The following is a 26,437-nucleotide window of genomic DNA, read 5'->3' as shown; positions in this document are numbered from 1 at the left end:
CTGTCATGTCATTGGTCGGAACGCGGCTGTCGGCGCCCGACTGGCTGCGCACGCGGATCACCGAAAGGATCAACAGCGACGTTCAGGGCCTTTCGATCGGCTTTGCCGACGTGTCGATCGTGCTGGAGAACGACTGGGTGCCGCGGCTGGCGCTGCAGCGGGTGACGATCCGCGACGAGGCCGGCACGCCGGTGGCGCAACTGTCGGAGGTGCATGGCGCCGTGGCGCTGGGGCCGCTCCTGAAGGGCCAGTTGCAGCCGGGGCGGATATCGCTGAACGGGGCCCGCGTCACGCTGCGGCGCGCGGATGACGGGGCGGTGGGCGTCAGCGTGGGCGACACGCCCGACCCGGTGCAGGAGGCCGAGACGGTGACCGCGCTGATCAAGCGGGCGGATACCTTCTTTCAACGCCCGCATTTCTCGGCCCTGACGGAAGTGTCGGCCGACAACCTGACCCTGCGCTTCGAGGATGCCCGCGCCGGCAAGGCCTGGACGGTCGATGGCGGGCGCATCCAGATGCAGCGCGACGGGCAGGAGCTTTTGATCCGCTCCGATTTCGCGCTTCTGGGCGCGCGCGACTATGCCACGACGCTGGCCGTCGCCTATTCCAGCCGGATCGGCGAGACCGCGGCCGAGTTCGCGATCGATTTCGAGGACATGCCAGCCGGCGACATCGCCGGGCAGTCGCCGGCGCTGACATGGCTGACCGCGCTCGACGCGCCGATATCGGGCTCCGTCCGCGCCGCGGTCGACGAGGAGGGCCAGCTCGGCCCGCTCGACACCAAGCTCGAGATCGGCAAGGGCGTGCTGCACCCGAACGAGGCCGCCCGGCCGGTGGCCTTTGACCACGCCAGCACGCATTTCACCTTCGACCCGGCCGACGACCTGATCCGCTTCCACGCGCTCGATGTGCAAAGCAAATGGGTCAGCGCCCGGATCGAGGGCCAGACCTACCTGGCAGGGATGGAGGACGGCTGGCCCAACGCGCTGGTCTCGCAGTTCCAGGTGCGCGACCTCTCGGCCAACCCGCTCGAGATCTACGACGCGCCGGTCGCCTTCGAGGGCGCGACGATGGACATGCGGCTGACGCTCGATCCGTTCCGCATCACGCTGGGCGAGCTGAGCCTGTCGGATCAGGGCCGCAACCTCGTCGTCTCGGGCGATGTGCAGGCCCGGTCCGATGGCTGGTATGTCAGTGTCGACGGCCGCCTGCCGGGGATCGAGCCCGACCGGCTGATGGCGCTCTGGCCCGAGGGCCTCGAGCCCAAGACGCGGACCTGGATCGAGGAGAATATCGTCACCGCCAGGCTGAGCGACATCCAGATGGCGCTGCGCTCGGTTCCCGGGCACAAGCCCGACGTGTTTCTCGGCTTCGACTTTTCCGAACTGACCTCGCGCTTCATCAAGAACGTGCCGGTGATCGAGGACGGGCGCGGCCATGCCACCATCTATGACAACCGCTTCGTGATCGCCGCGCACGAGGGGTACGTGACCGCCGCGCAGGGCGGCAAGATCGACATTTCCGGGTCGAGCTTCGACATCCCCGACATCGGCATCAAGCGGGGGCCCGGCACGGTGCGTCTGAAGACGCGCAGCACGATCACCGCGGCCCTGTCGCTCTTGAACGAAGAGCCGTTCCGCTTTCTCGACAAGGCCGGGCGCCCGGTCACGCTGGCCGACGGGATGGCGGAGCTGGAAGGGCAGCTCGATTTCCTCGTCGTCGACGACCTGCAGCCCGAGGACGTGGCCTTCCGGCTGACCGGGACGATGGAGGACGTGCGCAGCGAAACGCTGGTCGACAACCGGGTGCTGGCCGCCTCCGAGCTGAAGATCGATGCGACCAGCGAGGGGCTGAACATCTTCGGAGAGGGCCGCGTCGGTCGGGTGCCTTTCGGGGGCACGTGGTCGATGCCGCTGGTGGAGGGCAGCAACGGGCGGTCGCATGTGGATGGCTGGATCGAGCTGTCGGAACGCTTCGCCGACGAGTTTCGCATCGGCCTGCCGCCGGGCAGCATTTCCGGGGCCGGGCGCGGGCAGATCGAGATCGATTTCGAGAATGAAAAGCCGCCCGTGTTCAGCATGTCGTCGGACCTGTCCGGCGTCGCCTTGCGCCTGCGTCCGCTGGACTGGGCCATCGGAGCCGACGCGACCGGCCTGCTGGAAGTCGACGGCGCCCTCGGCCAGCCGCCGCGGATCGACCGTATCCGGCTTGACGCCGCCGGTTTGCGGGCCACCGGCTCGGTCACTCTCAACGATGACGGCACGCTGCAACAGGCCAATTTCGGGCGGGTGCAGCTTGGCTCCTGGATCGATGCGCCGGTCGATCTTGTGGGGCTGGGGCCGAACACGCCCCCGCTGGTGCGGGTGACGGGCGGCGAGATCGACCTGCGCCAGACCTCCCTGGCCGCCAAGGGCGACGGGCCGCGCGGCGAACAGGGGCCCGTGTCGCTTCGGCTCGACCGGCTGCAGATCTCCGACAAGATCGCCCTGACCGATTTCAACGCCGAGCTCGACATGTCCCGCGGCGCGGACGGAAAGTTCACCGGCAAGGTCAACGGGGGCACCCCCATCGTCGGCCGGGTGGTGCCCCGCGACGGGCGCAGCGCCTTCCGCATCACCTCGCAGGATGCGGGCGGTGTACTGCGGTCGGCCAATGCGCTGAAACAGGCGCGCGACGGATCGCTGACGCTGGTGCTGGTGCCGGGGCAGGGGGAAGGCACCTATGACGGCAAGCTCACCGTCGACAACCTGCGGGTCAAGGACGCGCCCGCGATGGCTGCCCTGCTCAACGCGCTGAGCGTGGTGGGCATCCTCGAGCAGCTTGCCGGCGAAGGGCTGCATTTCAACCGTGTCGAGGCGGAGTTCCAGTTGAGCCCCGACCGGGTGACGCTTTACAGCGGCAGCGCCGTCGGCGCCTCGCTCGGGATCTCGATGGAAGGCTATTACTGGCTCGAAGCCGCGCAGATGGATATCGAGGGGGTGATTTCCCCCGTCTACGCGGTCAACATGCTGGGTGGCCTGTTCTCGCGCCAGGGCGAGGGGCTGCTGGGGTTCCAGTATTCGCTGAAGGGGCCCACCAGCGACCCGAGGGTGCACGTCAACCCGCTGTCGGTTCTGACGCCGGGGATGTTCCGCGAAATCTTCCGCCGCGCTCCGCCCCAGCGTTCGGGTGTTGCGTCCAACGAAGAGGAAAGCGAAACACGCGAGGATACGACCAGGACCCAGGACCGCTAGGCATGAAGCTTTCCGATTTCGATTTCGATCTGCCCGACCGGCTGATCGCCACCCGGCCTGCGCGGCCCCGAACCTCGGCCCGCCTGCTGGTGGCCGAGGGCGACGCGATCACCGACGCCACGGTGGCCGAGCTTGGCCAGTGGCTGCGCCCGGGCGACCGGCTGGTGCTGAACGACACCAAGGTGATCCCGGCGCGGCTGTCGGGGGTTCGGCCGCGCGCCGGTGCGGCCGGCGAGACCGAGGCGCGGATCGAGGTGACGCTGCTTGACCCGGCGCCGGGCGGGGGGTGGCGGGCGATGGTCAAGCCGCTGAAGAAACTGCGCGAGGGCGAGGTCGTGCGCTTCGGCGCGGGGCTCGAGGCGACCTGTCTCGCGAAGGAAGACGGCCACGCGGTGCTGGGTTTCAACCTCGAGGGAGACGCGTTCGACGCGGCGCTCAACGAGGCGGGCGCGATGCCGCTGCCGCCCTACATCGCCGCGCGCCGGGCGGCGGACGCGCAGGACCGCGAGGATTACCAGACCGTCTGGGCCCGCAACGCGGGCGCCGTCGCCGCACCGACCGCCTCGCTGCATTTCGACGAGGCGCTGCTGACATCCCTTGCGGAAATGGGCGTGGCCTTCACCCATGTCACCCTGCATGTTGGGGCGGGCACCTTCCTGCCAGTCAAGGTCGAGGACGTGACCACCCACAAGATGCATGCCGAATGGGGCGAGGTGAGCGAGGCGGCCGCCGCCGAGATTGCCGCCACCAAGGCGGCGGGCCATCGGGTCATTCCCGTCGGCACCACCGCGCTTCGCCTGATCGAGAGCGCCGCGCAGGAAGGCGGGCAAATCGCGCCGTGGCGGGGCGAGACCGACATCTTCATCTATCCCGGGTTCACCTTCCGGGTCACCGACGCGTTGATGACCAATTTCCACCTGCCGCGCTCGACCCTGATGATGCTGGTCTCGGCGCTGATGGGGCCGGCATGTATCCGCACGATCTATGAGCACGCGATTGCCGAGGAGTACCGTTTCTTCTCGTACGGCGACGCTTCGCTGTTGATCCCCGGCTGAAAGGCTGTCAGGGCGGCGCGGGCAGACCAGCGCGAGTCGGCTTTGGCCCTGACACCTGTGTCGTGCTAAGGCACTCTTGCCGGGTCTGTACGGGAGGCACAGTTCATGTTTTCGGTCTTGTCCAGCGCATGGGCGCTGCTTCTTGGAATGATGCTCTTGCAGGTCGGCAATGGCATGCAGGGCACGCTCCTTGGCATCCGTGGCGAAATCGAAGGCTTCTCGACGCTCGAGATGTCGCTGGTGATGTCGGGCTACTTCGTGGGCTTCCTGTTCGGATCGCGCATGGCACCCGATATGATCCGCCGCGTGGGGCATGTGCGGGTCTTCGCTGCGCTGGCCTCGCTCATCTCGGCGGTCATGATCCTCTACCCTACCTTCGCCGACCCTTTCGCATGGGGCTTCGGGCGCATCCTGATCGGTTTCTGCTTCTCGGGCGTCTACGTGACCGCCGAAAGCTGGCTCAACGAGGCCGCCAGCAACGAAAACCGCGGCAAGGCGCTGTCGCTCTACATGATCGTGCAGATGGTGGGGATCGTGTCGGCGCAGGCGCTGATGCTGGTGGCCGACCCGGGCGGGTTCGTCCTGTTTATCATTCCCTCGGTGCTGATCTCGCTGGCCTTTGCGCCCATTCTCCTGTCGATCAGCCCGACGCCGGCCTTCGATACCGCCAAGCCCCTCAGCCTGCGCCAGATCATGAAGATCTCGCCGCTGGGCTGTGTCGGCATGTTCCTGCTGGGCGGCGTCTTTTCGGCCCAGTTCGGCATGGCGCCGGTCTATGGCGCCGAGGTGGGGCTGTCGGTGGCGCAGATCTCGACCTTCGTGTCGGCCTTCTTCGTGGGCGCCCTGGTGCTGCAATTCCCCATCGGCTGGCTGTCGGACCGGATGGACCGGCGGCTTCTGATCCTGATCGCCGCCGCGGTCTGCGGGGCAGGCGGCATCGTGGGCGCGCTGTTCGGCGGGTATTTCCCGGCGCTGCTTCTGGCGGGGCTGATGGTGGGGGGCATGTCGAACCCGCTCTACTCGCTGCTGATCGCCTATACCAACGACTTCCTGAGCCACGAGGACATGGCCGCCGCCGCCGGCGGGATGGTGTTCATCAACGGTCTGGGCGCCGTTGCCGGGCCGGTCGTGACCGGCTGGCTGATGGGACAGCTTGGCGCATGGGCGTTCTTCCTGGTGATCGCGGTGCTGTGTTTCGCGGTCACGGGCTATGCCGCCTACCGTATGACGCAACGCGCGGCACCGTCGCCGGACGAGACCGACAGCTTCACCATGGTGTCGATGTCCGCCTCGCCGCTGGCCGTGAACTTTGCCGCCGAGTACGACTATGAAACCGCACAGGACGAACAGGAGGATGGATAGCGCTAACGAGTTATCCACAGTCACGGACTGTTGCCGATGTTACAATTTTTTACTGTCCATGAAAGAGGATATGGGAATAATCGTTCCTATATCGGGTGTGGGAAAATGAGGAGGCACCAATGACGACCCCTGAGGAGGTCCTGCAGTTCTGGCTCGATGAGGTCGGACCTCAGGGTTGGTACGAGGCGTCGGACGAGCTTGACGCCAAGATTAGCGACAGGTTCCGGGATACATGGGATCGGGCGAGAGAGGGCACCTACGGCCTCTGGCTGACCTACCCGAGTGGCACGCTGGCCTATATCATCGTCATGGACCAGTTCTCGCGCAACATGTTCCGGGGCGAGGCGCAGGCTTTTTCCACCGACAAGCACGCCGTGGCCGCCGCCAAGGCGGCGATCCACCGGAAATGGGACCTGCGCATCGACGAACCCGCGCGGCAGTTCTTCTACCTCCCCCTGATGCATTCCGAGAACCTCTGCGACCAGGAACGCTGTATCCGGCTGGTGATGGAGCGCATGCCGAAGGGGGGCGCGGACACGCTGCTGCATGCCCGTGCGCATCGCGAGGTGATCCGCATGTTCGGCCGTTTCCCCTACCGCAACGACGCGCTGAGCCGCAATTCCACCGAACCGGAGCTCGATTATGTCGAGCAGGGCGGCTACGGCTCGACGCTTCAGGCGCTGCAGAAAGCCGATGCCGCCTGAAAGGGGGCGGCAAAATAACCTGTTCCGTGAAGCTTTTACAGGCGCCCCCGTGACATTGCGCTGCGGGGTGCGTTTGGCGCGTTGAATGGGGGCGGCAGATAGTTTAATATCAAACTAAATCCCGGGACACACCCAGACGGAGATGGAAATGGCGGCAAAATCCTTTGACATGATCGTTATCGGCGCGGGCCCGGGGGGCTATGTGGCCGCCATTCGCGGGGCGCAGCTTGGCCTGAACGTCGCCATCGTCGAGCGCGAGCACATGGGCGGCATCTGTCTCAACTGGGGCTGCATTCCCACCAAGGCGATGCTGCGCAGTTCGGAAGTGTTCCACCTGATGCACCGCGCCAAGGAGTTCGGGTTGAAGGCCGACGGGATCGATTACGATCTCGACGCCGTGGTGAAACGCTCTCGCGGGGTGGCCAAGCAACTCGCCTCGGGCGTGGGCCACCTGATGAAGAAGAACAAGATCACCACCGTGATGGGCGAGGCGACGCTTCCGGCCAAGGGCAAGGTGTCGGTCAAGACCGACAAGGGCACCGAGGAGCTTGAGTCGAAGGCGATCGTGCTGGCCACCGGCGCCCGGGCGCGCGAATTGCCGGGGCTCGAGGCCGATGGCGATCTCGTCTGGACCTACAAGCACGCGCTGGTGCCGCCGCGGATGCCGAAGAAGCTTTTGGTCATCGGATCGGGCGCCATAGGGATCGAATTTGCCAGCTTCTACAACACGCTGGGGGCCGACACGACCGTGGTCGAGGTGATGGACCGCATCCTGCCGGTCGAGGATGCCGAGATTTCCGCCTTCGCCAAGAAGGCGTTCCAGAAGCAGAAGATGAAGATCATGGAGAAGGCGACGGTCAAGAAGCTGGACCGCGCCAAGGGCAAGGTGACCGCCCATATCGAGACCGGCGGCAAGACCGAGAAACTCGAATTCGACACCGTGATCTCGGCCGTCGGCATCGTCGGGAACGTCGAGGGGCTGGGGCTGGAAGAGCTGGGCGTCAAGGTCGACCGCACCCACGTGCTTGTCGATGAGTATTGCCGTACCGGGGTGGATGGGCTCTATGCCATCGGTGACGTGGCCGGCGCCCCGTGGCTGGCGCACAAGGCGTCGCACGAGGGCGTCATGGTGGCCGAACTCATTGCCGGCGGGCACCCGCATCCCGTGCGCCCTGACAGCATCGCCGGCTGCACCTATTGCCATCCGCAGATCGCCAGCGTCGGCATGACCGAGGCGCAGGCCCAGGAGAAGGGCTACAAGATCAAGGTCGGCCGCTTCCCCTTCATCGGCAACGGCAAGGCCATCGCCCTGGGTGAGGCGGAAGGCATGATGAAAACCGTCTTCGACGAGAAGACCGGCGAATTGCTGGGCGCCCACATGGTCGGCGCGGAGGTGACCGAGCTGATCCAGGGCTACGTGGTCGGCCGGCAGCTCGAGACGACCGAAGAAGACCTGATGCACGCCGTCTTCCCGCATCCGACGCTCAGCGAGATGATGCACGAGACGGTGCTGGATGCCTATGACAGGGTGATCCATATCTGAAACGCCGGGAAGCAGGCCACAGATCGGCAGGTTTTCGAGCATGGCGGGAAAAGAATCGCCGTCCTGACAGAGGTTGTCAGGCGTTCTCTATATGTTCGCAGTTTGGGCTTGGAAGATCGACCCTGCTCCACTATCTCTTAACCAGTGTGAACGGGGGACCGGATGGCCGAGCTCAAGCATATCGAAGTGCGCGGCGCGCGGGAGCATAACCTGCGCAATATCGACGTGGATATTCCGCGTAACGAGCTGGTGGTGATCACCGGCCTGTCCGGCTCGGGCAAGTCGTCGCTGGCCTTCGACACGATCTATGCCGAGGGGCAGCGGCGCTATGTCGAAAGCCTGTCGGCCTATGCGAGGCAGTTCCTCGACATGATGGAAAAGCCGGATGTGGACCATATCAGCGGTCTTTCCCCGGCGATCTCCATCGAGCAGAAGACGACCAGCAAGAACCCGCGCTCGACCGTCGGCACGGTCACGGAGATCTACGATTACCTGCGTCTGCTTTTCGCGCGTGTGGGTACACCCTATTCGCCCGCGACGGGCCTGCCCATCGAGGCGCAGCAGGTGCAGGATATGGTCGATCGCGTGCTGGGCATGGAAGAGGGCACGCGCGCCTATCTTCTGGCGCCCATCGTGCGCGACCGGAAAGGGGAATATCGCAAGGAATTCCTCGAGTTACGCAAGCAGGGGTTACAGCGGGTCAAGGTCGACGGCGAGTTTCACGAGCTCGACGATCCGCCCAAGCTCGACAAGAAGTTCCGGCACGATATCGACGTGGTGGTCGACCGGCTGGTGGTGAAGGAGGGGATCGGCACGCGGCTGGCCGACAGTTTCCGCACCGCCCTGGACCTGGCCGACGGGATTGCCGTTCTCGAAACCGCGCCGAAGGAGGGGGAGCCGGAGCGGTTCACCTTCTCCGAGAACTTCGCCTGTCCGGTCAGCGGGTTCACCATTCCCGAGATCGAACCGCGGCTGTTTTCGTTCAACGCTCCTTTCGGGGCCTGCCCGGAATGCGGCGGGCTCGGCGCCGAGCTGTTCTTTGACGAGCGGCTGGTGGTGCCGGACGAGCAGTTGCGCATTGCCGATGGCGCCCTGGCGCCGTGGCGGAAGGGGAAAAGCCCTTATTTCCTTCAGACGATCGAGGCTATCGCGCGGCATTACGAGTTCGACCGGAAGGCGCGGTGGAAGGACCTGGACCCCCATGTGCAGCAGGTGTTCCTGTATGGTTCGGGCGACGAGGAGATCCAGTTCCGCTATGACGAGGGCGGGCGCGTCTACCAGGTGAGCCGGGTCTTCGAGGGGGTGATCCCCAACATGGAACGCCGGTATCGTGAGACGGACAGCGCCTGGATCCGCGAGGAATTCGAGCGGTATCAGAACAACCGGCCATGCGGCGCCTGTGGTGGCTATCGCCTGCGGGACGAGGCGCTGGCGGTGAAGATCGCCGGGCTGCACGTGGGGCAGGTGGTCGAGATGTCGATCCGCGAGGCTTACGCTTGGTGCGAGACGGTGCCGGACAGCCTGACCGCGCAGAAGAACGAGATTGCGCGGGCGATCCTGAAGGAAATCCGCGAACGTCTTGGATTCCTTAACAATGTCGGGCTCGACTACCTGACGCTGTCGCGCAGTGCCGGCACGCTTTCGGGCGGTGAGAGCCAGAGGATCAGGCTGGCGAGCCAGATCGGGTCGGGGCTGACCGGGGTGCTTTACGTGCTGGACGAGCCGTCGATCGGGTTGCACCAAAGGGACAACGGGCGGCTGTTGCAGACACTGCAGAACCTGCGGGACCAGGGCAATACCGTGATCGTGGTGGAGCATGACGAGGAGGCGATCCGGACGGCGGATTATGTATTCGACATTGGTCCGGGGGCCGGGGTGCATGGCGGGCAGGTGGTCAGCCACGGCACGCCAGAACAGATCGCGGCCGACCCGAACTCCGTTACCGGGCAGTACCTGTCGGGCCAGCGGGAGATTTCCATCCCGGCGGAAAGGCGCAAGGGGAATGGGAAATCTGTCAAGGTTATCAAGGCGGAAGGCAACAACCTTAAAGCCGTCGATGCGGAGTTTCCGCTGGGCCGGTTCGTCTGCGTGACAGGCGTTTCGGGGGGTGGCAAGTCGACCCTGACGATCGAGACGCTGTTCAAGACCGCGTCGATGCGGCTCAACGGGGCAAGGCAGACGCCGGCGCCGTGCGAGACGATCAAGGGGCTGGAGCATCTGGACAAGGTGATCGACATCGACCAGCGGCCCATCGGGCGGACTCCGCGTTCGAATCCGGCCACTTACACCGGGGCTTTCACGCCGATCCGCGACTGGTTCGCCGGGCTGCCGGAGGCGAAGGCGCGGGGGTACAAGCCGGGAAGGTTCTCGTTCAACGTGAAAGGCGGGCGGTGTGAGGCCTGTCAGGGGGACGGGCTGATCAAGATCGAAATGCACTTTCTGCCCGATGTCTATGTCACCTGCGAGACCTGCAATGGCGCGCGGTACAATCGTGAGACGCTGGAAATCACGTGGAAAGGCAAGAGCATAGCCGACGTTCTTGAGATGACCGTGGAGGATGCGCAGGAGTTCTTCAAGGCGGTGCCGTCGATCCGGGAGAAGATGGATGCGTTGGCGCGCGTCGGCCTGGGCTATATCAAGGTCGGGCAGCAGGCGACGACGCTGTCGGGCGGCGAGGCGCAGAGGGTGAAGCTGTCGAAGGAATTGTCGAAACGTTCGACGGGTCGGACGCTGTACATCCTCGACGAGCCGACCACGGGGCTGCATTTCGAGGACGTGAAGAAACTGCTGGAAGTCCTTCATCAGCTTGTGGAAACCGGCAATACGGTTGTGGTGATCGAGCATAATCTCGACGTGATCAAGACCGCAGACTGGCTGATCGATATCGGCCCGGAGGGCGGCGATGGCGGCGGTGAGATCGTGGCCGTGGGCACGCCCGAAGATGTGGCCGAGGAGCCGCGGAGCCATACCGGACGCTACCTGAAGGAGATGCTGGCGGCACGGAAGGTGGCGGCCGAATAGGGCCGGATTTCAACGTCGGTACAACGTCGGTATTTTGTCGGTATTTCGTCGGTGCGGGTGGCGGTGTCCGCCACCCGGGTCACGACCGGCAGGCAATATTCTGGCCTGATAGCAAGGTGCCGGCCCGCCGCGGGCAGGCCGGGCCGGCGCGCCGATTGCTGCCTAGCTGTGGCCGCGCTTTTCGAGGCGGGGAAGCATGGCGGAGAAGTCCTTGCCGGCGCCGTCCTCATTCTCGACGAACTGCTCGTAGAGCTTCATCGCCGCCTTGCCGAGCGTGGTGTCGGCATCGGCGGTCTCGGCCGCCTGCATGGCGAGGCGCAGGTCCTTGAGCATCAGGTCGGCGGCGAAGCCCGGCTTGTAGTCGTTGTCGGAGGGCGATTTCGGGCCGACGCCGGGGGCGGGGCAGTAGGCGTTCATCGACCACGAGTAGCCCGAGGAGGTGGAGACCACGTCGAACATCGCCTGCCGGTCGAGGCCCAGCTTGTCGGCGAGCGCGAAGGCCTCGCACGTCACGATCATGGTGGCGCCGAGGATCATGTTGTTGCAGATCTTGGCGGCCTGGCCATTGCCGGAGGGGCCGCAATGGACGGCCTTCTGGCCCATGATGTCGAAGAGCTCTTTCGCGGTGGCAAAGCCCGCCTCGTCGCCGCCGACCATGAAGGTGAGCGTGCCGCCGGCGGCGCCGGCAATGCCGCCGGAGACCGGCGCGTCGAGCGCGGAGAGGCCGGCGGCCTGCGCGGCCTCGGCCACGGCGCGGGCGCTGTCGACATCGACGGTCGAGCAGTCGAGATGCACGGCGCCCTTGTCCATCGCCGGGTGGATTTCCTCGGCGACGGCGCGAAGGATCTTGCCGTTGGGCAGCATGGTGATGACCACGTCGGCCCCCTTGGCGGCCTCGGCCGCGGAGGCGACGGTGGTGACGCCCTCGATGCTGACCTCGGCGGTGTCGAAGCCGGTCACGTCATGGCCGGCCTTGGCGAGGTTGGCGGCCATCGGCCCGCCCATGTTTCCAAGTCCGATGAATCCGATCTTCATGGCGTTATCCTTCCTTTTCGAATGTCAGGGCGTCGGCCCCGAGGGGCGTCAGCATCGCGTCGGCCGCCTGTTGGGGCGGGGCGTCGAGATCGTGCTGCCATTTGGGCGAGCGGTCCTTGTCGATCACCGCGGCGCGGATGCCTTCGAGGAAATCGCCCTGTTCCATGGCGCGATGGGTGAAGCGGTATTCGAGGTCGAGCGCCTGCCGGATATCGGTGCCGGGCCCTTCGAGACGGTGCAGCATCTCGATGGTGCAGGCCATCGAGAGCGGCGAGCCGCGGGAGAGGGCCTTGAGCGTGGCGGCGGCGAATTCGCTGTCGGAGGATTTGAGGGAGGCGACGATGTCGCCGAGGGTGTCGCCGCTGAAATGGGTGTCGATCTCGGCGGCCTGCGCGCTGACCGTGCCTTCGGGCGGGGTGGCGCTGGCTTGTTCGATCAGGGAGAGGTCGCCGGTTTCGGAGAGCTTCGCGATTAGGTCGGCCCATTTTTCCTGGGGGATGAAATGGTCGGCGAAGCCCGCGTGGATGGCGTCGCCCGCGTTCATCCGGGTGCCGGTGGTGCCGAGATATTCGCCCAGCCGCCCCGGCGCCTTGGCCAGCAGGTAAGTGCCGCCCACGTCGGGCACCAGGCCGATGCCGCATTCGGGCATGGCGATCTGGCTCGACTCGCAGACGATGCGGGGGTGGCCGTGGCAGGAGATGCCGACGCCGCCGCCCATGACGAAGCCCTGCATGAACGCGACGTAGGGTTTGGGATATTCGGAGATCTTGGCGTTGAGGCGGTACTCGTCGCGCCAGAAGCGGCGGGCGTATTCATAGTCGCCCTTGGTGCCGGTCTCGTAGAGCGCGGCGATGTCGCCGCCGGCGCAGAACGCCTTGTCCCCTTCGGCGTCGATGATGATCAGTTCGACCGTGTCGTCATCGGCCCAGGCATCGACCGCGTCCTCGATGGCGATGCACATCTCGTAGGTCATGGCGTTGAGCGCCTTGGGGCGGGTGAGGGTGATGCGGCCCGCCTTGCCGTCTTTCCGGATCGATATGTCTGTCATTTCTCCGCCAGCATGTGCCGCGCCACGATCAGGCGCATGATTTCGTTGGTCCCTTCGAGGATTTCATGAACGCGCAGGTCACGCACGAGTTTTTCGATGCCGTAATCGGCGAGGTAGCCGTAGCCGCCATGGAGCTGCAGGCAGTCGTTGCAGATCTTGGAACCCGCTTCGGTCACGAGTTTCTTGGCCATGGCGCAGAACTTGGTGGCGTCGGGCGCCTCGGTGTCGAGTTTCCACGCCGCTTGCCGCAGGAAGGTGCGGGCGGCCTGAAGCTCGATTTCCATTTCCGCGAGGCGGAACTGGAGGGCCTGGAACTGGTCGATGGACTGGCCGAAGGCCTTGCGCTCGGCCATGTAGTCGCGGGTGAGGTTCATGGCGGTCTGGGCCGCGCCGAGCGAGCAGGCCGAGATGTTGAGGCGGCCGCCGTCGAGGCCGGCCATGGCGTAGGAGAAGCCGCGGCCTTCCTCGCCGACGAGGTTCTCGGCGGGGATCTTGCAGTCGTCGAACTGGACCTGGCGGGTGGGTTGCGAGCGCCAGCCCATCTTGTCCTCGAGCCCGCCGAAGGAGAGGCCGGGCGTGCCATCCTCGACATAGACGGTCGAGATGCCCTTGGGGCTGTTGTCGCCGGTGCGGACCATGACGACATAGGCGTCGGAATAGCCGCCGCCGGAGATGAACGCCTTGGTGCCGTTGAGGGTGTAGCCCTCGTTGGATTTCTCGGCGCGGGTCTTGAGCGCCGCCGCGTCGGAGCCGGAGCCGGGCTCGGTGAGGCAGTAGGAGAGGACGGTTTCGAGCGAGATGACCTTGGGCAGGACGCGCGCCTTCATGTCGTCGGAGGCGAACTTGTCGATCATCTTGGCGCACATGTTGTGGATCGACAGGAAGGCCGCGACGGAGGGGCAGGCCATGCTGAGGGCTTCGAAGACGAGGGTGGCATCGAGGCGGGAGAGGCCGGCGCCGCCCGCTTCTTCCGAGACGTAGAGGCCGCCGAAGCCCAGCTCGCCCACCCGGGGCCAGAGCTCTTTCGGGATGGTGCCTTCCTTTTCCCAGTCGCGGGCGTGGGGGGCGATCTGTTCCTGCCCGAAAGCGTGGGCCATGTCGAAGATGGCCGACTGTTCCTCTGTGAGGGCGAAATCCATTTGGGTGCCTCCTCCTCCTGGCGTTCGTCTAATTGAACGTGTGTTTAATTAACGGAGGGGAAGGGGGAAATGCAAGGTGGATTTGCGCAGGACGGTTTTGCAGGGATGGGGGAGGTGGGTTGACAAAGATTGCCAAGGGGACAAGATATCAGACATGGCCACGATGAACATATCGCTTCCCGATCACATGAAATCCTCGGTCGAGGCGCGCGCCAGGGGCGGGCAATACAGCAATGTCAGCGATTACGTGCGCGACCTGATCCGCAAGGACCTGGAGCGGCAGCGGGCGATCGGCGAGATGCAGGGGCTGATCGACGAGGGGCTTCGGAGCGGAGAGCCGAGGGCGGTCGACATGGCCGAATTCATCGAGAGAAAGACGCGCGGGCAGGGCGGGTGAGCCGGCAGGTATTGTGGCGCCCGAGGGCCGAGGCCGATCTGGACGATATCTGGCGATACACGGTCGAGACGTGGTCGGAGGGGCAGGCGGTGGCCTACCTGACCGGGTTGGAGCGGACGTTGCGGCTGTTGGCGGAGTTTCCGGAGACGGCAAGGCTAAGGGAGGAATTCGTGCCGCCGGTGCGGGTGCATCCCTATCGCGCTCATCTCGTCATCTTCCAGAGCGATGAGGCCGTGCTGGACGTGGTGCGGGTGGTGCATGCGCGGGCGAACTGGCAGGCGTTCCTGGCGGAGTGAGGGGGGCGTGCTCGTCAGCCTTTGCAGGCTGCCTCGCCGGGGAGGGTGAGCGCTCACTCTTCCCGCCCGTGGGCCTTGAGGCGGGCGTGGAGGGTGGCGGCCTCGGCGGCGCCTGCCTCCAGCGCGAAGATATAGGCGTAGGTGAGGAAGAAGCAGGCCGCGTTGACATCGTTGGTGATGTCGGCGGCCTGGGTGTAGAGCCGGATCAGGGCGAAGCGGTCGTCGCCGTCATGCGCGGCGAGGAGCTGCGCGTCGAGCGTATCGACCATGCCGATGCCCTGATCCGGCAGGGCGGTCATTCGGCGGCGCGGGCCTGGCCGCGATGCGCCTCGACCTTGGCGGCCACCCAGTCGTGGAAGCAGTGGGTCGGGCTGTCCATCACCGGCGAGAAGCGGCCGCCGTCGAAGCTGCTGGCGTGGCGGCCTTTCTGCATGCCCTCGACCACGAAGATATCTTCCTCGAACACGGTCTTCCAGAGCTGGGTATTGCGCATGCGCAGACCCTCGTCGCTGTCGGGGACGGAATAGTAGAGGTGGATATGCTCGACCGTGCGGTCGTGGCCGCGGGGCTCGAGGATGATGGCGAAGGCGTGGTCGCGGTGGACGCCGAGCAGGACGTTGGGGTAGACGGCGATGTATTCCGCCTGTTCGTTCCATTTCGAACCGACATCGGCGAAATCGGGGAAGGTCTCGCCGTTCTCGTTGGTGAGCTGGCGATAGACCATGGTGCCCTGGCCGGAGAATTCGCCGGGTTTCTCGATGTGATAGTGGTCTTCCAGCTTGGAATAGCTGTTGAGGCCGGGATGGACCCAGGGCAGGTGGTAGCTTTCGCAGTAATTCTCGACCGCGAGTTTCCAGTTGGTCTTTACCTCCAGCGTGATCCGGCTGTCATGGCCGCCGTGGTAGAGGGGCAGGTCGAACTCGGACCAGCGGGCGATGATGTCGCGCATGGCCTCTTCGAAGGCGGGGGCGTCGCCGGAGACGTTGATCCAGACCACGTCGCGCCAGATATGGGAGCGGACCTCGATCAGGCCGAGATCGTCGCGCTTGATGGTCTCGTGCGTGTTGTGCCCGGGGCCGCCCACATGGGGGGTCGAGACCAGCTTGCCCTTGGTCGAGTAGCACCAGGAATGGTAGGGGCAGCGGATCGCGCCCTCGATCTTGCGGGGCTCCTCGACCAGGATCATGCCGCGGTGGCGGCAGATGTTCTGGAAGACGCGCACGTCCCCTTCCTTGTCGCGGATGAGCAGGAGGGGCATGCCGAGGAAGTCCATCGGCACGGCGTCGCCCGGTTCGGGCACGTCGGCGGCCACCGCGAGGCCCGCCCATTGCGAGAAGAGCAGGGCCTGGCGTTCCTCGGCAAAGACGGCCGGGTCGATGTAATGCGCGTTGGGCAGGCCGTGCGCCTTTTCGACGGGCTGGCGGACGTGGCTGAGATCGGTCAGGGTGGCGGACATCGCGGGTCTCCATGCGTTGGCTGGAAAGAGCTACGCATGAAAAGGCCCGCCGCGGCCGACCGGCAGCGACGCGGATTATCTCAGGGCGACAAATTGCGGGGCGGCGCGGGTTAGCGGAAATCCTCGTCCGGGCGCAGCAGGTGGCGGTAGAAGCGCGGCACCTTGTCGATCGGCACGACCCCGGTTTCGCGGGCGGCCTGCAGGATGCGGGTGGTGGAATTGCCCAAGTGTTCGTAGACCATCCGGGTGGCGCGGTTGCCCGACACCTTCTCGCGCACGGTGCGGGAGGCGTAGCCCTCCCACAGGTTCGACTGGAACGAGGTTTCCGGTGTCAGGAAGTTGAACGAGCAGGAGAGCGAGGCGCGGTGGGTGACCACGGCCATGATCCCCTCTTCCTGGCGCATGACGATGCCGCGGTATTCGCGGGTGTGCGGATCGGTCGAGAGGCCCTGTTCGCGCACGCCCTGGCGCGGCTCGAACCCGCGCAGGAAGGTGTAGCCGTCGCCGCGCTTGATCAGCACCAGCCCCAGCACGAAGCGCGAGGCGTCGACGAAGCTCTTGCGGGCAAAGCGGTAGAAGCCGCTGGGGAAGACATCGGTGGAGACATCGACCGTGGGCTTGCCGAAGAAGTCGGCGAGGAAGGGGTGGTTGAGGAGGTCGTTCGGCGCCGGGGCGAGGGCATCGACCGGTTCCAGCAGGATGCGGGCATCGGTGCCGAAGAAGGCGCAGATGCGGTGCAGCACGTCGGGGCGGGGAAAGCTTTCGCCGGACATGTAGCGGTTGAACTGGGTGCGGTTGATGCCAAGCTCGCGGCAAAGTTCGGACACGGAGGGGTAGCGCGCGCAGAGGCGGCGCAGGTTATCGCCGAAGACTTCTCGGAGCGCTGCCGGGTCGCTGTCGCGCTTCCGCGAGTCGGCTGTGCGTTGTTGTGTCAAGGAAGGACATGCTTTATAGTTGCAAAGGTGGGGATATCATCACGCTATCGGAGATTCCCGGGCGTTTCCACAAGAATCGACGCTAATCAGGGTCAACCGTGACGCGACTTGGCGTCAGCTTTGCCCCGGCTTGTCACAAATTGCCGGCGGTGCAGGGTCAATCACCCCATTCACTTTTATTCAAACTCTTTCAAAATCAGAGGTGAGCAAGAAGATTGGGGTCACCATGTACGGCGTAGTTCTTTGGAGTGATAAAAAGCATAACCGGGCGGTCATCTGGTGCGAGGATCACCGCAACCTGGCCTTTTACAAGGACGAGGAAAACCTGTCGGAGGCGAGCTGTTTCGTGCCCGGCGACCTGGTCGAGTTCGACCTGCGCGAGGTGGATGACATGCGCCTTGCGGTCGACCCGAGCATCGTGTCGAAGCACGAGTTCGCCAGTCTGCCGGGGGATCTGAAGATGGCCAAGGCGAACCTGCGCCGCAACAAGATCGCCCCGCCGAAGACGGGTTCGGGCCGGCAGAACGTTGTGGTGCTGCATCCGCGCGGCACGCCCGGGGCACACCGCGCGGCGGAGCCTTCCTACCGCTGATCAGGCGCCGCGCGAGAGCGCGGCGATGCCTGTCCGGGCGATCTCGGTCAGGCCGAGGGGCCGCATGAGATCGGCGAAGGCGTCGATCTTCTGCGGCGTTCCGGTGATCTCGAAGACGAAGCTGTTGAGCGTGCTGTCGACCGCGTTGGCGCGGAAGATGTCGGCAAGGCGCAGCGCCTCGACCCGTTTTTCCCCCTCTCCCGCCACTTTCAGCAGCGCCAGTTCGCGTTCGACGGAATGCCCCTCGACCGTGAGGTCGTGGACGTCGTGGACGACGACGATGCGGCCCAGCTGTGCCTTGATCTGTTCGATCACCTGCGGCGTGCCGGTGGTGACGATGGTGATGCGCGACATGTGGCCGGTATGGTCGACCTCGGCCACGGTGAGGCTGTCGATGTTGTAGCCGCGGCCCGAGAAGAGGCCGATCACCCGGGCCAGCACGCCGGGTTCGTTGTCGACGATCACCGCCAGCGTGTGCGTCTCGGCCTTGTCGGAGAAGGTCGGGCGCAGGTTGTAGGCGGAATGCTTGGTCGAGCCTTTCTTGATCTTGAGCGCTGACATTGGGTCTTTCCTTCAGTGGGTTTCTTCGGGGGTGGCCGGGGCGGCCGCAGGGCGGGGCCTGAGCAGGGCGTGCCACAGGCAGGTGAGAAGCGCGGCGAGGGCGAGGGGCAGGAAGACCGGGCGGAAGACATCGGCCGCGCCGGACTTGAGCAGGACGAGGGCCGAGGGGCCAAGGCTGAGCCACATGGCGAGGCCGAGGAACACGGTCAGCGGGCGCCCGGGCATGACGATGCCGGCGCGGGTGAGGAAGAGGGCGGCGGGGGCGAGGAGCGCGGATTCGTAGTGCCACAGGTAGGGCGAGGCGAGCGGGATGGCGCAGAGCAAAGTGGCTGCGCGCAGGTCGAAGGAGGTGGAGGGCGCGCGCCAGGTCAGGAAGACGGCGGCGGCGCAGAGGGCGGTGAGGGCCCATTGGGCGGCCAGCGCGGTGGCTTCGGCGAGGCCGAGGAAGGTGAGGGTGGCGTAGGCGCTGATCATCAGGTTGAGATCGGCGATGGCGTTGCGGACGGTGTCGCCGTGCTCGCGCATCATGGCGAGCATCTCGGGCCAGTATGCGGTGCCGAAGAGCGCGGTGGGAACGGCGGCGAGGAGGAGGGTGGTCACGGCGGCCGAGGCAATCGCGCGCCACTGGCCGGCGGCGATGAGGGCGAAGGGGATGAGCAGGCCGAGCTGGGGCTTCAGAGTCAGGAGGCCGATGAAGACGCCGGCGAGGATCGGTCTTTCGGCGCGCAGCGCGGCCAGCGCCGCCATCAGCCCGGCGAGCCAGAGGATGGTGGTCTGGCCCACCAGCAGGCAGGGCAGGATGGCCGGCGCCAGCGCGGTGCCAAGGAGGACCTGCGTGCGCCCGGCGGTGAAGGGGCGGGTGGCCAGAAGGAGGGCGGCGCAGGAGAGGGCCATGAACACCGCCCAGGCGGGCGCGAAGGGCAGGAGGCCCAGTGGCATCACCAGCAGCAGGAAGCCGGGCGGGTAGGCCCAGGGCATCCAGTCGTCATGGGTGACGGCGGCCATCTCGGCGATGCGGGTGACGTCGAAGGCGTCGAGGGGCAGGCCCTGAAGGGCGAGCTTGGCGGCGGCCCAGAAGACGTAGAAATCGACCGAGACCGAGATCAGGTCGGTATTGTTGACCTCGACGATGCCGCCGATGATGAAGATCGCCCCCAGCATCACCGTCACGAGCGCGCCGAGGAGGCCGAGCTGCCAACCGCGGCGGCTGTCGAAGATCGCGAGACGGGCGTCTGCGGCGGCGTGGGGCGTCATGCGGCGGGTCCTTGCGGGGCGCGAAGGCGAGAGGGGGTGTGTTTCACCCACCCTGCGGGGCGGGGGGCGTGGTGGGTTTCACCCACCCTACGGCAGGGTGGGTGAGAGAAGGTCATCAGACCAGAACCGCGCCGGAGGTGCTGATCGCGTCCTTGGTGGAGGCGTTCTCGCCCAGCAGCATCTTGTTGTGCGGCTCGCCCGACGGGATCATGGGGAAGCAGTTCTCGTGCTTCTCGACCAGGCAGTCGAAGATCACCGGCCCGTCATGCTCGAGCATCTCCATGATCGCGTCGTCGAGCTCGGTCGGGTCCTTGCACTGGATGCCCTTGGCGCCGAAGGCCTCGGCGAGTTTCACGAAATCGGGCAGGGCCTCGGACCAGGAATGCGAATAGCGCTCGCCGTGCAGAAGCTCCTGCCACTGGCGGACCATGCCGAGGCGTTCGTTGTTCATGATGAACTGCTTGACCGGCAGGCGGAACTGCACCGCGGTACCCATCTCCTGCATGTTCATCAGCCACGACGCCTCGCCCGCGACGTTGATCACCAGCGCGTCGGGGTGCGCCATCTGCACGCCGATGGAGGCCGGGAAGCCATAGCCCATGGTGCCCAGGCCCCCGGAGGTCATCCAGCGGTTGGGATCATTGAAGCCAAGGTACTGCGCCGCCCACATCTGGTGCTGGCCGACCTCGGTGCAGATATAGCGGTCGTGATCCTTGGTCAGCTCTTCAAGACGCTGGAGGGCGTATTGCGGCTTGATGGTCGGGCCAGCCTGTGTGAAGGCGAGGCAGTTGACCTTCTTCCAGTTGTTGATCTTCTTCCACCATTTCGCGATCCCCTCGCTGTTGGTCTTGCGGCCGCGCGATTTCCAGATCTTCAGCACGTCTTCCAGCACGTGGGCGATGTCGCCGACGATGGGGATGTCGGTCTTGATGACCTTGTTGATCGAGGAGGGGTCGATGTCGATATGCACCCGCTTGGAATTGGGGCTGAAGGCGTCGACGCGGCCGGTGATCCGGTCGTCGAACCGGGCGCACACGTTGATCAGCAGGTCGCAGTCATGCATCGCCATGTTGGCCTCGTAGAGACCGTGCATTCCGAGCATCCCGAGCCAGTTGTCGCCCTTGGCCGGGTAGGCGCCGAGCCCCATGAGCGTCGAGGTGATCGGCACGCCCGTGGCGTCGACCAGCTCGCGCAGGAGCTGGCTGGCGGCGGGGCCCGAGTTGATCACGCCGCCGCCGGTGTAGAAGACCGGGCGTTCGGCCTGTTCGAGCGCCTCGACCAGTTCGGTGATCGCTTCCATGTCGCCCTTGACCTGCGGCTGGTAATGCGAGGTCTTGGCCTTCTGCGGAGGCGTGTATTCGGCGCTGGCGAACTGCACGTCCTTGGGGATGTCGACCAGAACCGGGCCGGGCCGGCCGGAGGTGGCGACGTGGAAGGCCTGGTGCAGGACGTTGGAGAGGTCCTTGGTGTCGCTCACCAGCCAGTTGTGCTTGGTGCAGGGGCGGGTGATGCCGACGGTGTCGGCCTCCTGAAAGGCGTCGTTGCCGATCATGAAGGTGGGCACCTGCCCGGAAAGGACGATGAGCGGGATCGAATCCATCAGCGCGTCGGTGATGCCGGTGACCGCATTGGTGGCGCCGGGGCCCGAGGTGACGAGGCAGACGCCGGGCTTGCCGGTCGAGCGGGCATAGCCTTCGGCCGCGTGCACCGCGCCCTGTTCGTGGCGGACGAGGACGTGGCGAATGTCATTCTGCTGAAAGACCTCGTCATAAATCGGTAGCACGGCCCCGCCGGGGTATCCGAATACGACGTCCACACCCTGATCCTTGAGGGCCTGAACCACCATTTTCGCTCCGGTCATGTGACGTGTCATCTTGATTTGCTCCGTTTATGACGTGTCTGTCGCTGCGCATAAAAAAGCCCCCGATTTTCGGGGGCGCATGGGGTACCGTTATGGTGTCCGTTACCGGCCCATGCGCCATTTACCTACCAGAATTACGATCGAACCGATCATCGGAAGCTCCTGTCTGCGTGCGCGGGACATTATGGCGGGGGACGGGACCCGTCAACCGGTGACATCGGCGTTTGGTGAAAAAAATGTCGCAGGCCGGCAGGTTTGCTTTCCGGATGTTGCGCGGGAGCGGGGGTTGCCGACAATGCTTGTCAGGCCGTGGGGGTAGGAGAGGGGGCGAGATGGCCTGAAGCGGAGGAAAGCGGCATGATCAAGTATTATTATCCCAGCGGCGACCATTGTTACCGGGCGCTGCACACGGCGCATGCGGTCTATCATGACGCCGAGGGCCGGCTGATCGCGCGGGCGATGCGGGCGGATAACAGCGCGCTCTATGAGTTCGAGATCGTGGCGTTCGAGCTGGTGGAGGCGGGGGTGCGCTGTACCTGAGGCGGCGCCGATCCGCGCAAGGCGGGTATTTTGCCGGTCAGGGGCGGTTTTTGCGGAAAGGGACACATGGATTTTACAGGAATCACCCAATGCAGGGGCGACAGTCTTGTAAGCAAGGGAGATGCCAGCCATGAAAGACGCGCAGGGAAACCGGATATCCGCCGACGATTGGGACGAGCTGAACGATCCGCGCCCCGAGGGGTGCGAGTTCGACGAGGTGGTCGAGCGCGCGCTGTCGCGGCGCGGCTTCCTTGGCGGGGTGATGGCCTTCGGCTCGGGTGCCGCGGCGATGGGCACGGCGCAGCTGTTCGGTTCGGCCGCCGAGGCGATGGAGGTCTCGCGCTTTGCCTTCACGCCGATCGGGGCGCAGACCGATGCCACGGTGCATGTGCCCGAGGGCTACAGCTGGGACGTGCTGGTGCGCTGGGGCGATCCGCTGTTTTCAGACGCGCCGGCGTTCGATCACGCGACCGGCGGCGATGCCGAGAGCGCCGACCGGGTGTTCGGCGAGAACACCGACGGGATGGAGACATTCGTGCATGACGGGCACGAGCTGATCGCGGTGAACCTCGAATACACCAACCAGGATATCAACCTGCCGCAGGCCGAGGAGGGGGTTCCGGCCGGTCTCGACGACGTGCGCAAGCTGCAGAAGCTGCAGGGTGTGGCGGTGATCGAGATCGAGAAGGGCGAGGGCGGCTGGGGCGTCGTGGTCGACAGCCCCTATAACCGGCGGATCACGCATCTCACGCCGATGACGATTGCCGGGCCGGCGGCGGGGCATGAGCTGCTGAAGACCGAGGCCGACCCGAGCGGGGCCGAGAGCCTTGGCACGTTCAACAATTGCGGCTCGGGCAAGACGCCGTGGGGGACGTACCTGACCTGCGAGGAGAACTTCAACGGGTATTTCGGTGCCACCTCCGAGGGGGATGTGCCGGAGGCGGTACAGGCCGGGTACGAGCGCTACGGGATCGGGGCCGATGGCTGGGGCTATGATTACCACAAGTGGGATGACCGGTTCGACACGGCGAAAAACCCCAACGAGCCGCATCGCGCCGGCTGGGTGGTCGAGATCGACCCGGCCGATCCGGAGAGCACGCCGGTCAAGCATACCGGGCTGGGCCGCTTCAAGCACGAGAATGCCGCCGTGGTGCTGGCGCCCGACGGGCGCGTGGTGGTCTACATGGGCGACGACGAGCGGGGCGAATTCATGTACCGCTTCGTGTCGGACGCGGCCTATGCGCCGGGCGGGTCGACCGAGGGGCTGCTGGACGAGGGCACGCTTTTTGCCGCGAAGTTCAACGATGACGGCACCGGCGAGTGGCTGGCGCTGACGCCGGAGAGCACCGGCATGGAAAGCCTGGCCGAAGTGCTGATCTTTGCCCGGATGGCGGCCTCGGCCGTCGGTGCCACGACGATGGACCGGCCGGAATGGATCGCGGCCAACCCGCATGCCGTGGAGGCCTATTGCTGCCTGACCAACAACAAGAACCGCGGCGTCAAGCCCAATGCGGGCGGCGACGAGACGCCGGTGAACGGGCCCAACCCGCGCGAGACCAACAATTACGGCCAGATCGTGCGCTGGCGGCCGCATGAGGACGATCATGCCGCCGATGCGTTCGACTGGGATCTCTACGTGATGGCGGGCAACCCGGACGTGTACCAGAACGTCTATGGCGGCTCGGAGAACGTGACGAACGGCAACATGTTCAACTCGCCCGACGGGATGGCCTTCGACAGCGCCGGGCTGGTCTGGATTCAGACCGACGGCGACGACAGCAACGAGGGCGAGTTCGCGGGCATGGGCAACAACCAGATGCTGGCGGGCGACCCGGTCACGGGCGAGATCGCGCGGTTCCTGACGGGGCCCAAGGGGTCGGAGGTGACGGGGCTTGCGTGGTCGGCGGACCGGACGGCGATGTTCGTGGGCATCCAGCACCCGGATGCGCCCTTCCCCGATGGCGAGGGCAAGCTGCCGCGGTCGTCGGTGATCGTGGTCCGGCGCGAGGATGGCGGGCTGGTCGGCTGAGCCCGGGAAAAAGACGGCCCCGGTGTTTCGCGACGCCGGGGCTTCTTCTGGCCCGAAATATCCCGGGGGAGACGTTGAAATTCCAAGGGAATTTCGACGTCGGGGGCTGGCCCCCCGCCACGCCCACTAAAGCGACACGCCTGTTCCCTGAAGCATGCCGTGTTCCATGGCATAGCGGGTGAGGCCGGCGGTCGAACTGATGCCGAGCTTGCTTTTTATGTTCTTGCGGTGGGTTTCGACCGTGCGGATCGAGATGTCGAGATCGAGCGCGACCTCGCGGTTCGACCGGCCCTGGGCCAGTTGCAGCAGGATGGTCTGTTCGCGGTTGGTAAGCTGTTCGCGCCCGCCCCCCTCGCGCGGGGCGAGGGAGCCCTGCGCGCCGGTGCAGAGGTAGCGGCGCCCGGCCATGACCGCGTCGATGGCGCGCTTGATTTCCTCGGTGGGCACGTCCTTCAGCACGTAGCCCACGGCGCCGTGGCTGAGCGCGGAGGAAATGTATTCCGGGCTGTCATGCATCGACAGGATCAGGATGCGCGTCTCGGGGCGGCGTTCGAGGATGATCTCGGTGGTCGAGAGCCCGCCGATGCCGGGCATGTTGAGGTCGAGCAGGATCACGTCGGGCTGCAGCATCTCGACATTGTCGATGATCTGCTGGCCGGTCGAGAGCGTGGCGATTACCTCGACGTCGTCGTAGCTTTCGAGGATCGACTGGATGCCTTCGGCGACCATCGGATGATCGTCGACGATGACGATGCGGGTGGGCGTGTCGGTCATGCACTGGCCTTGGTACTGGTGTCGGTGCGTTCCTGCGGCGGCAGGAGGTGGGTGAGGGGGACGGAGGCCTCGATCGCGGTGCCGGACTTGCTGGACAATATTCTGAGCGTGCCGTCAAGCTGTTCGATGCGTTCCTGCATGTTGCGCAGGCCGAGCCCGCCATTGCCGGTGCTGTCGGGGCGGCCCGACTGATCGAGCCCGCGGCCGTTGTCGGTGATCCTGAGGGTGGCGCCGCGGGCGTGGCCGCGCAGGTCCATCGAGACGCGGGTCGCGCCGGAATGGCGCTCGACATTGGTCAGCGCCTCCTGCGCGACGCGGTAGAGGGCGATCTTGGCGTCGCCGTCGAGCCGGTTGCGGAAGACCACGGTGTCGAACTCGATCTCGACGCCGGTGCGCTGGCCGAAATCCTCGATCAGCGCCTTCAGCGCCGGCCCGAGGCCGAGATCGTCGAGCACGCCCGGGCGCAGGTCGCGGCTGATGCGGCGCACCTCCTGGATGGCGCCGGAGAGGTAGGCGATGCCCTTGTCGAGGTTCTCGGCGGCGCGGGTGTCGCCCGCCGCCATCCGCCGGCGGGTGGTGTCGAGCGCGTAGCGGACGCCGACGAGGATCTGGCTGATCCCGTCATGCAGCTCACGCGCGACGCGGCCGCGTTCTTCCTCCTGGGCGTCGAAGACCCGCTGGGTCAGTTTCTTGAGCTTGGCGTCGGCGAGGCGGCGTTCGCGGATGTTGATGAAGAGGCCGGTGACGAAGACCAGCAGCAGGGCGGCGAGGGTGATGGCGCCGATCCAGAGGAAGGTGCGCTGGATGCGGGCCTCGACCCCGGCGCGGGCGGCGTTGACGGTGGAGACCACGTCATCGACGAAGACCCCGGTGCCGACGGCCCAGCGCCAGTCCTGCAGGCCGATCACGTAGGTGACCATCGTCGCCGTCTCGCCGGTGGAGGGTTTCGGCCATTCGAAGCTGTGATATCCGCCGCCGGTGCGGGCGAGGCGGATCAGCTCGTCGGTGACGGGCGTGCCATGCTCGTCCTCGAGCCCGGCCCAGTTGCGGGTGATGAGCTCGGTCCGGCGCGGGGCGACGAGATTGGTGCCGTCATAGTCGAAGACGAAGAAGTAACCGTCCTGCCCGTAGAGCATGGCCGAGAGGATCTGTGTGACGGCCAGTTTCGCCGCCTCGTCATCCGGCGCGGCGCGGCCGTAGATGTTGACGAAGGCGGTCCGGGCGATGGACATGTAGTTCTTGAGCTCGTCGCGCTTGGCGGCGATGAGCTGGTCCTCGAGATTGCGGATCTCGCGTTCGGCGAGCTGCCGGGATTCGAGCGTGACGATGACCGAGATGAGGACCGCCGCGACGACGAGCGGCAGGGTGGCGACGAGGAACAGTTTCTGCCCGTAATTGAGACGGAGTCTGCTGTGTAAAGCCTGCATGGCGAATCGATATAGCGAATCGCTGCGGTTGCACAGACTCATATCGTCGCGGGGCACCAAAGCCTGATTATTAAGCGCAAAATCCGGGGCCGGGGCGGGTTTCTACGCAGAACTTGGTATTCCCATGTTACCGCGCGCACGCTAGGGTCGTGCCACTTGAAACGATCCGCGCGCG

Annotated in this window: 22 protein-coding genes; 11 read left to right on the top strand and 11 right to left on the bottom strand. The window is 65.6% G+C overall.

Features of this window, described 5'->3' with window-relative positions; all coding sequences use genetic code 11:
• The first annotated feature begins 5 nt into the window (after positions 1 to 5).
• The 6 genes from RLN94_RS20025 (at position 6) to uvrA (ending at position 10,918) form a co-directional block, all read left to right on the top strand.
• Entirely contained in the window at positions 6 to 3,233 is a 3,228-nt protein-coding gene (locus RLN94_RS20025) for a YhdP family protein (protein ID WP_350130845.1), read from the top strand.
• 2 nt (positions 3,234 to 3,235) lie between these two features.
• The gene (gene queA, locus RLN94_RS20020; protein WP_350067303.1) at positions 3,236 to 4,288 is read left to right on the top strand and encodes a tRNA preQ1(34) S-adenosylmethionine ribosyltransferase-isomerase QueA; all 1,053 of its coding nucleotides are present in this window, start codon (positions 3,236 to 3,238) and stop codon (positions 4,286 to 4,288) included.
• A 105-nt stretch (positions 4,289 to 4,393) separates the two neighbouring features.
• Complete coding sequence (locus RLN94_RS20015; RefSeq protein ID WP_350067301.1) at positions 4,394 to 5,650, top strand: MFS transporter; 1,257 nt, start codon at positions 4,394 to 4,396, stop codon at positions 5,648 to 5,650.
• A gap of 119 nt (positions 5,651 to 5,769) precedes the next feature.
• Positions 5,770 to 6,354: a DUF924 family protein gene (locus tag RLN94_RS20010; protein ID WP_350067299.1), complete on the top strand. Its 585-nt coding sequence runs from the start codon at positions 5,770 to 5,772 to the stop codon at positions 6,352 to 6,354.
• 148 nt (positions 6,355 to 6,502) lie between these two features.
• Entirely contained in the window at positions 6,503 to 7,897 is a 1,395-nt protein-coding gene (lpdA, locus tag RLN94_RS20005; protein ID WP_350067297.1) for a dihydrolipoyl dehydrogenase, read from the top strand.
• Between the two features lie 162 nt (positions 7,898 to 8,059).
• Complete coding sequence (uvrA, locus tag RLN94_RS20000; RefSeq protein ID WP_350130844.1) at positions 8,060 to 10,918, top strand: excinuclease ABC subunit UvrA; 2,859 nt, start codon at positions 8,060 to 8,062, stop codon at positions 10,916 to 10,918.
• A 162-nt stretch (positions 10,919 to 11,080) separates the two neighbouring features.
• Here uvrA and mmsB read toward each other — a convergent pair whose 3' ends face one another.
• Genes mmsB through RLN94_RS19985 form a run of 3 tightly spaced genes read right to left on the bottom strand, consistent with a single transcriptional unit; the run spans position 11,081 to position 14,140 of the window.
• Positions 11,081 to 11,953, bottom strand: a complete 873-nt coding sequence (gene mmsB / locus RLN94_RS19995; RefSeq protein ID WP_350067293.1) for a 3-hydroxyisobutyrate dehydrogenase — start codon at positions 11,951 to 11,953, stop codon at positions 11,081 to 11,083.
• Between the two features lie 4 nt (positions 11,954 to 11,957).
• Positions 11,958 to 13,001: an enoyl-CoA hydratase/isomerase family protein gene (locus RLN94_RS19990; RefSeq protein ID WP_350067291.1), complete on the bottom strand. Its 1,044-nt coding sequence runs from the start codon at positions 12,999 to 13,001 to the stop codon at positions 11,958 to 11,960.
• Positions 12,998 to 14,140, bottom strand: a complete 1,143-nt coding sequence (locus tag RLN94_RS19985; protein ID WP_350067289.1) for an acyl-CoA dehydrogenase family protein — start codon at positions 14,138 to 14,140, stop codon at positions 12,998 to 13,000. Before RLN94_RS19985 ends, RLN94_RS19990 begins: the two co-directional genes overlap by 4 nt.
• Before the next feature lie 154 nt (positions 14,141 to 14,294).
• Here RLN94_RS19985 and RLN94_RS19980 point away from each other — a divergent pair, with 154 nt between their 5' ends.
• Together RLN94_RS19980 and RLN94_RS19975 are read left to right on the top strand one after the other, a co-directional pair.
• On the top strand, positions 14,295 to 14,537 hold the full coding sequence (locus RLN94_RS19980; protein ID WP_350067287.1) for a type II toxin-antitoxin system ParD family antitoxin: 243 nt from the start codon (positions 14,295 to 14,297) through the stop codon (positions 14,535 to 14,537).
• Positions 14,534 to 14,833, top strand: coding sequence for a type II toxin-antitoxin system RelE/ParE family toxin (locus RLN94_RS19975; protein ID WP_350130843.1), 300 nt, complete (start codon positions 14,534 to 14,536; stop codon positions 14,831 to 14,833). Before RLN94_RS19980 ends, RLN94_RS19975 begins: the two co-directional genes overlap by 4 nt.
• A gap of 53 nt (positions 14,834 to 14,886) precedes the next feature.
• On the opposite strand, the gene RLN94_RS19970 is transcribed toward RLN94_RS19975, so the two are convergent.
• The 3 genes from RLN94_RS19970 to RLN94_RS19960 form a co-directional block, all read right to left on the bottom strand.
• Positions 14,887 to 15,102, bottom strand: a complete 216-nt coding sequence (locus RLN94_RS19970; protein WP_350130847.1) for a hypothetical protein — start codon at positions 15,100 to 15,102, stop codon at positions 14,887 to 14,889.
• 26 nt (positions 15,103 to 15,128) lie between these two features.
• Complete coding sequence (locus RLN94_RS19965; protein WP_350067281.1) at positions 15,129 to 16,289, bottom strand: aromatic ring-hydroxylating oxygenase subunit alpha; 1,161 nt, start codon at positions 16,287 to 16,289, stop codon at positions 15,129 to 15,131.
• Positions 16,290 to 16,399: 110 nt separating this feature from the next.
• Positions 16,400 to 17,224: a helix-turn-helix domain-containing protein gene (locus RLN94_RS19960; RefSeq protein WP_350067279.1), complete on the bottom strand. Its 825-nt coding sequence runs from the start codon at positions 17,222 to 17,224 to the stop codon at positions 16,400 to 16,402.
• 202 nt (positions 17,225 to 17,426) lie between these two features.
• Here RLN94_RS19960 and RLN94_RS19955 point away from each other — a divergent pair, with 202 nt between their 5' ends.
• Entirely contained in the window at positions 17,427 to 17,816 is a 390-nt protein-coding gene (locus RLN94_RS19955) for a hypothetical protein (protein ID WP_350067277.1), read from the top strand.
• Here the strand turns inward: RLN94_RS19955 and ilvN are convergent, their stop codons facing one another.
• From ilvN to RLN94_RS19940, 3 genes are all read right to left on the bottom strand, one after another.
• Positions 17,817 to 18,377 (bottom strand): acetolactate synthase small subunit, encoded by a 561-nt coding sequence (gene ilvN, locus RLN94_RS19950; protein ID WP_300895956.1) that lies wholly within the window; start codon positions 18,375 to 18,377, stop codon positions 17,817 to 17,819.
• Positions 18,378 to 18,389: 12 nt separating this feature from the next.
• On the bottom strand, positions 18,390 to 19,631 hold the full coding sequence (locus RLN94_RS19945) for a glycosyltransferase family 87 protein (protein ID WP_350067274.1): 1,242 nt from the start codon (positions 19,629 to 19,631) through the stop codon (positions 18,390 to 18,392).
• 115 nt (positions 19,632 to 19,746) lie between these two features.
• Positions 19,747 to 21,504: an acetolactate synthase 3 large subunit gene (locus tag RLN94_RS19940; protein WP_350169493.1), complete on the bottom strand. Its 1,758-nt coding sequence runs from the start codon at positions 21,502 to 21,504 to the stop codon at positions 19,747 to 19,749.
• A 345-nt stretch (positions 21,505 to 21,849) separates the two neighbouring features.
• On the opposite strand from RLN94_RS19940, the gene RLN94_RS19935 reads away from it, so the two are divergent.
• Both RLN94_RS19935 and RLN94_RS19930 read left to right on the top strand, forming a co-directional pair.
• Positions 21,850 to 22,032, top strand: coding sequence for a hypothetical protein (locus RLN94_RS19935; RefSeq protein WP_350067270.1), 183 nt, complete (start codon positions 21,850 to 21,852; stop codon positions 22,030 to 22,032).
• A 130-nt stretch (positions 22,033 to 22,162) separates the two neighbouring features.
• Entirely contained in the window at positions 22,163 to 24,061 is a 1,899-nt protein-coding gene (locus RLN94_RS19930) for a PhoX family protein (RefSeq protein ID WP_350067268.1), read from the top strand.
• A gap of 126 nt (positions 24,062 to 24,187) precedes the next feature.
• Here the strand turns inward: RLN94_RS19930 and RLN94_RS19925 are convergent, their stop codons facing one another.
• Both RLN94_RS19925 and RLN94_RS19920 read right to left on the bottom strand, forming a co-directional pair.
• A complete protein-coding gene (locus RLN94_RS19925) occupies positions 24,188 to 24,835 on the bottom strand; it encodes a response regulator transcription factor (protein WP_350067266.1) in 648 nt (215 codons plus the stop codon).
• Positions 24,832 to 26,262 (bottom strand): cache domain-containing protein, encoded by a 1,431-nt coding sequence (locus RLN94_RS19920; RefSeq protein ID WP_350067264.1) that lies wholly within the window; start codon positions 26,260 to 26,262, stop codon positions 24,832 to 24,834. The genes RLN94_RS19925 and RLN94_RS19920 overlap by 4 nt, the downstream gene beginning before the upstream one ends.
• Positions 26,263 to 26,437: the final 175 nt, after the last annotated feature.

Source organism: Roseovarius sp. (assembly GCF_040223625.1).
Taxonomy (GTDB): Bacteria; Pseudomonadota; Alphaproteobacteria; order Rhodobacterales; family Rhodobacteraceae; genus Roseovarius.
The sequence above is the reverse complement of the archived record's forward strand: the minus strand, read 5'-3'. Positions and strand labels throughout refer to the sequence as shown.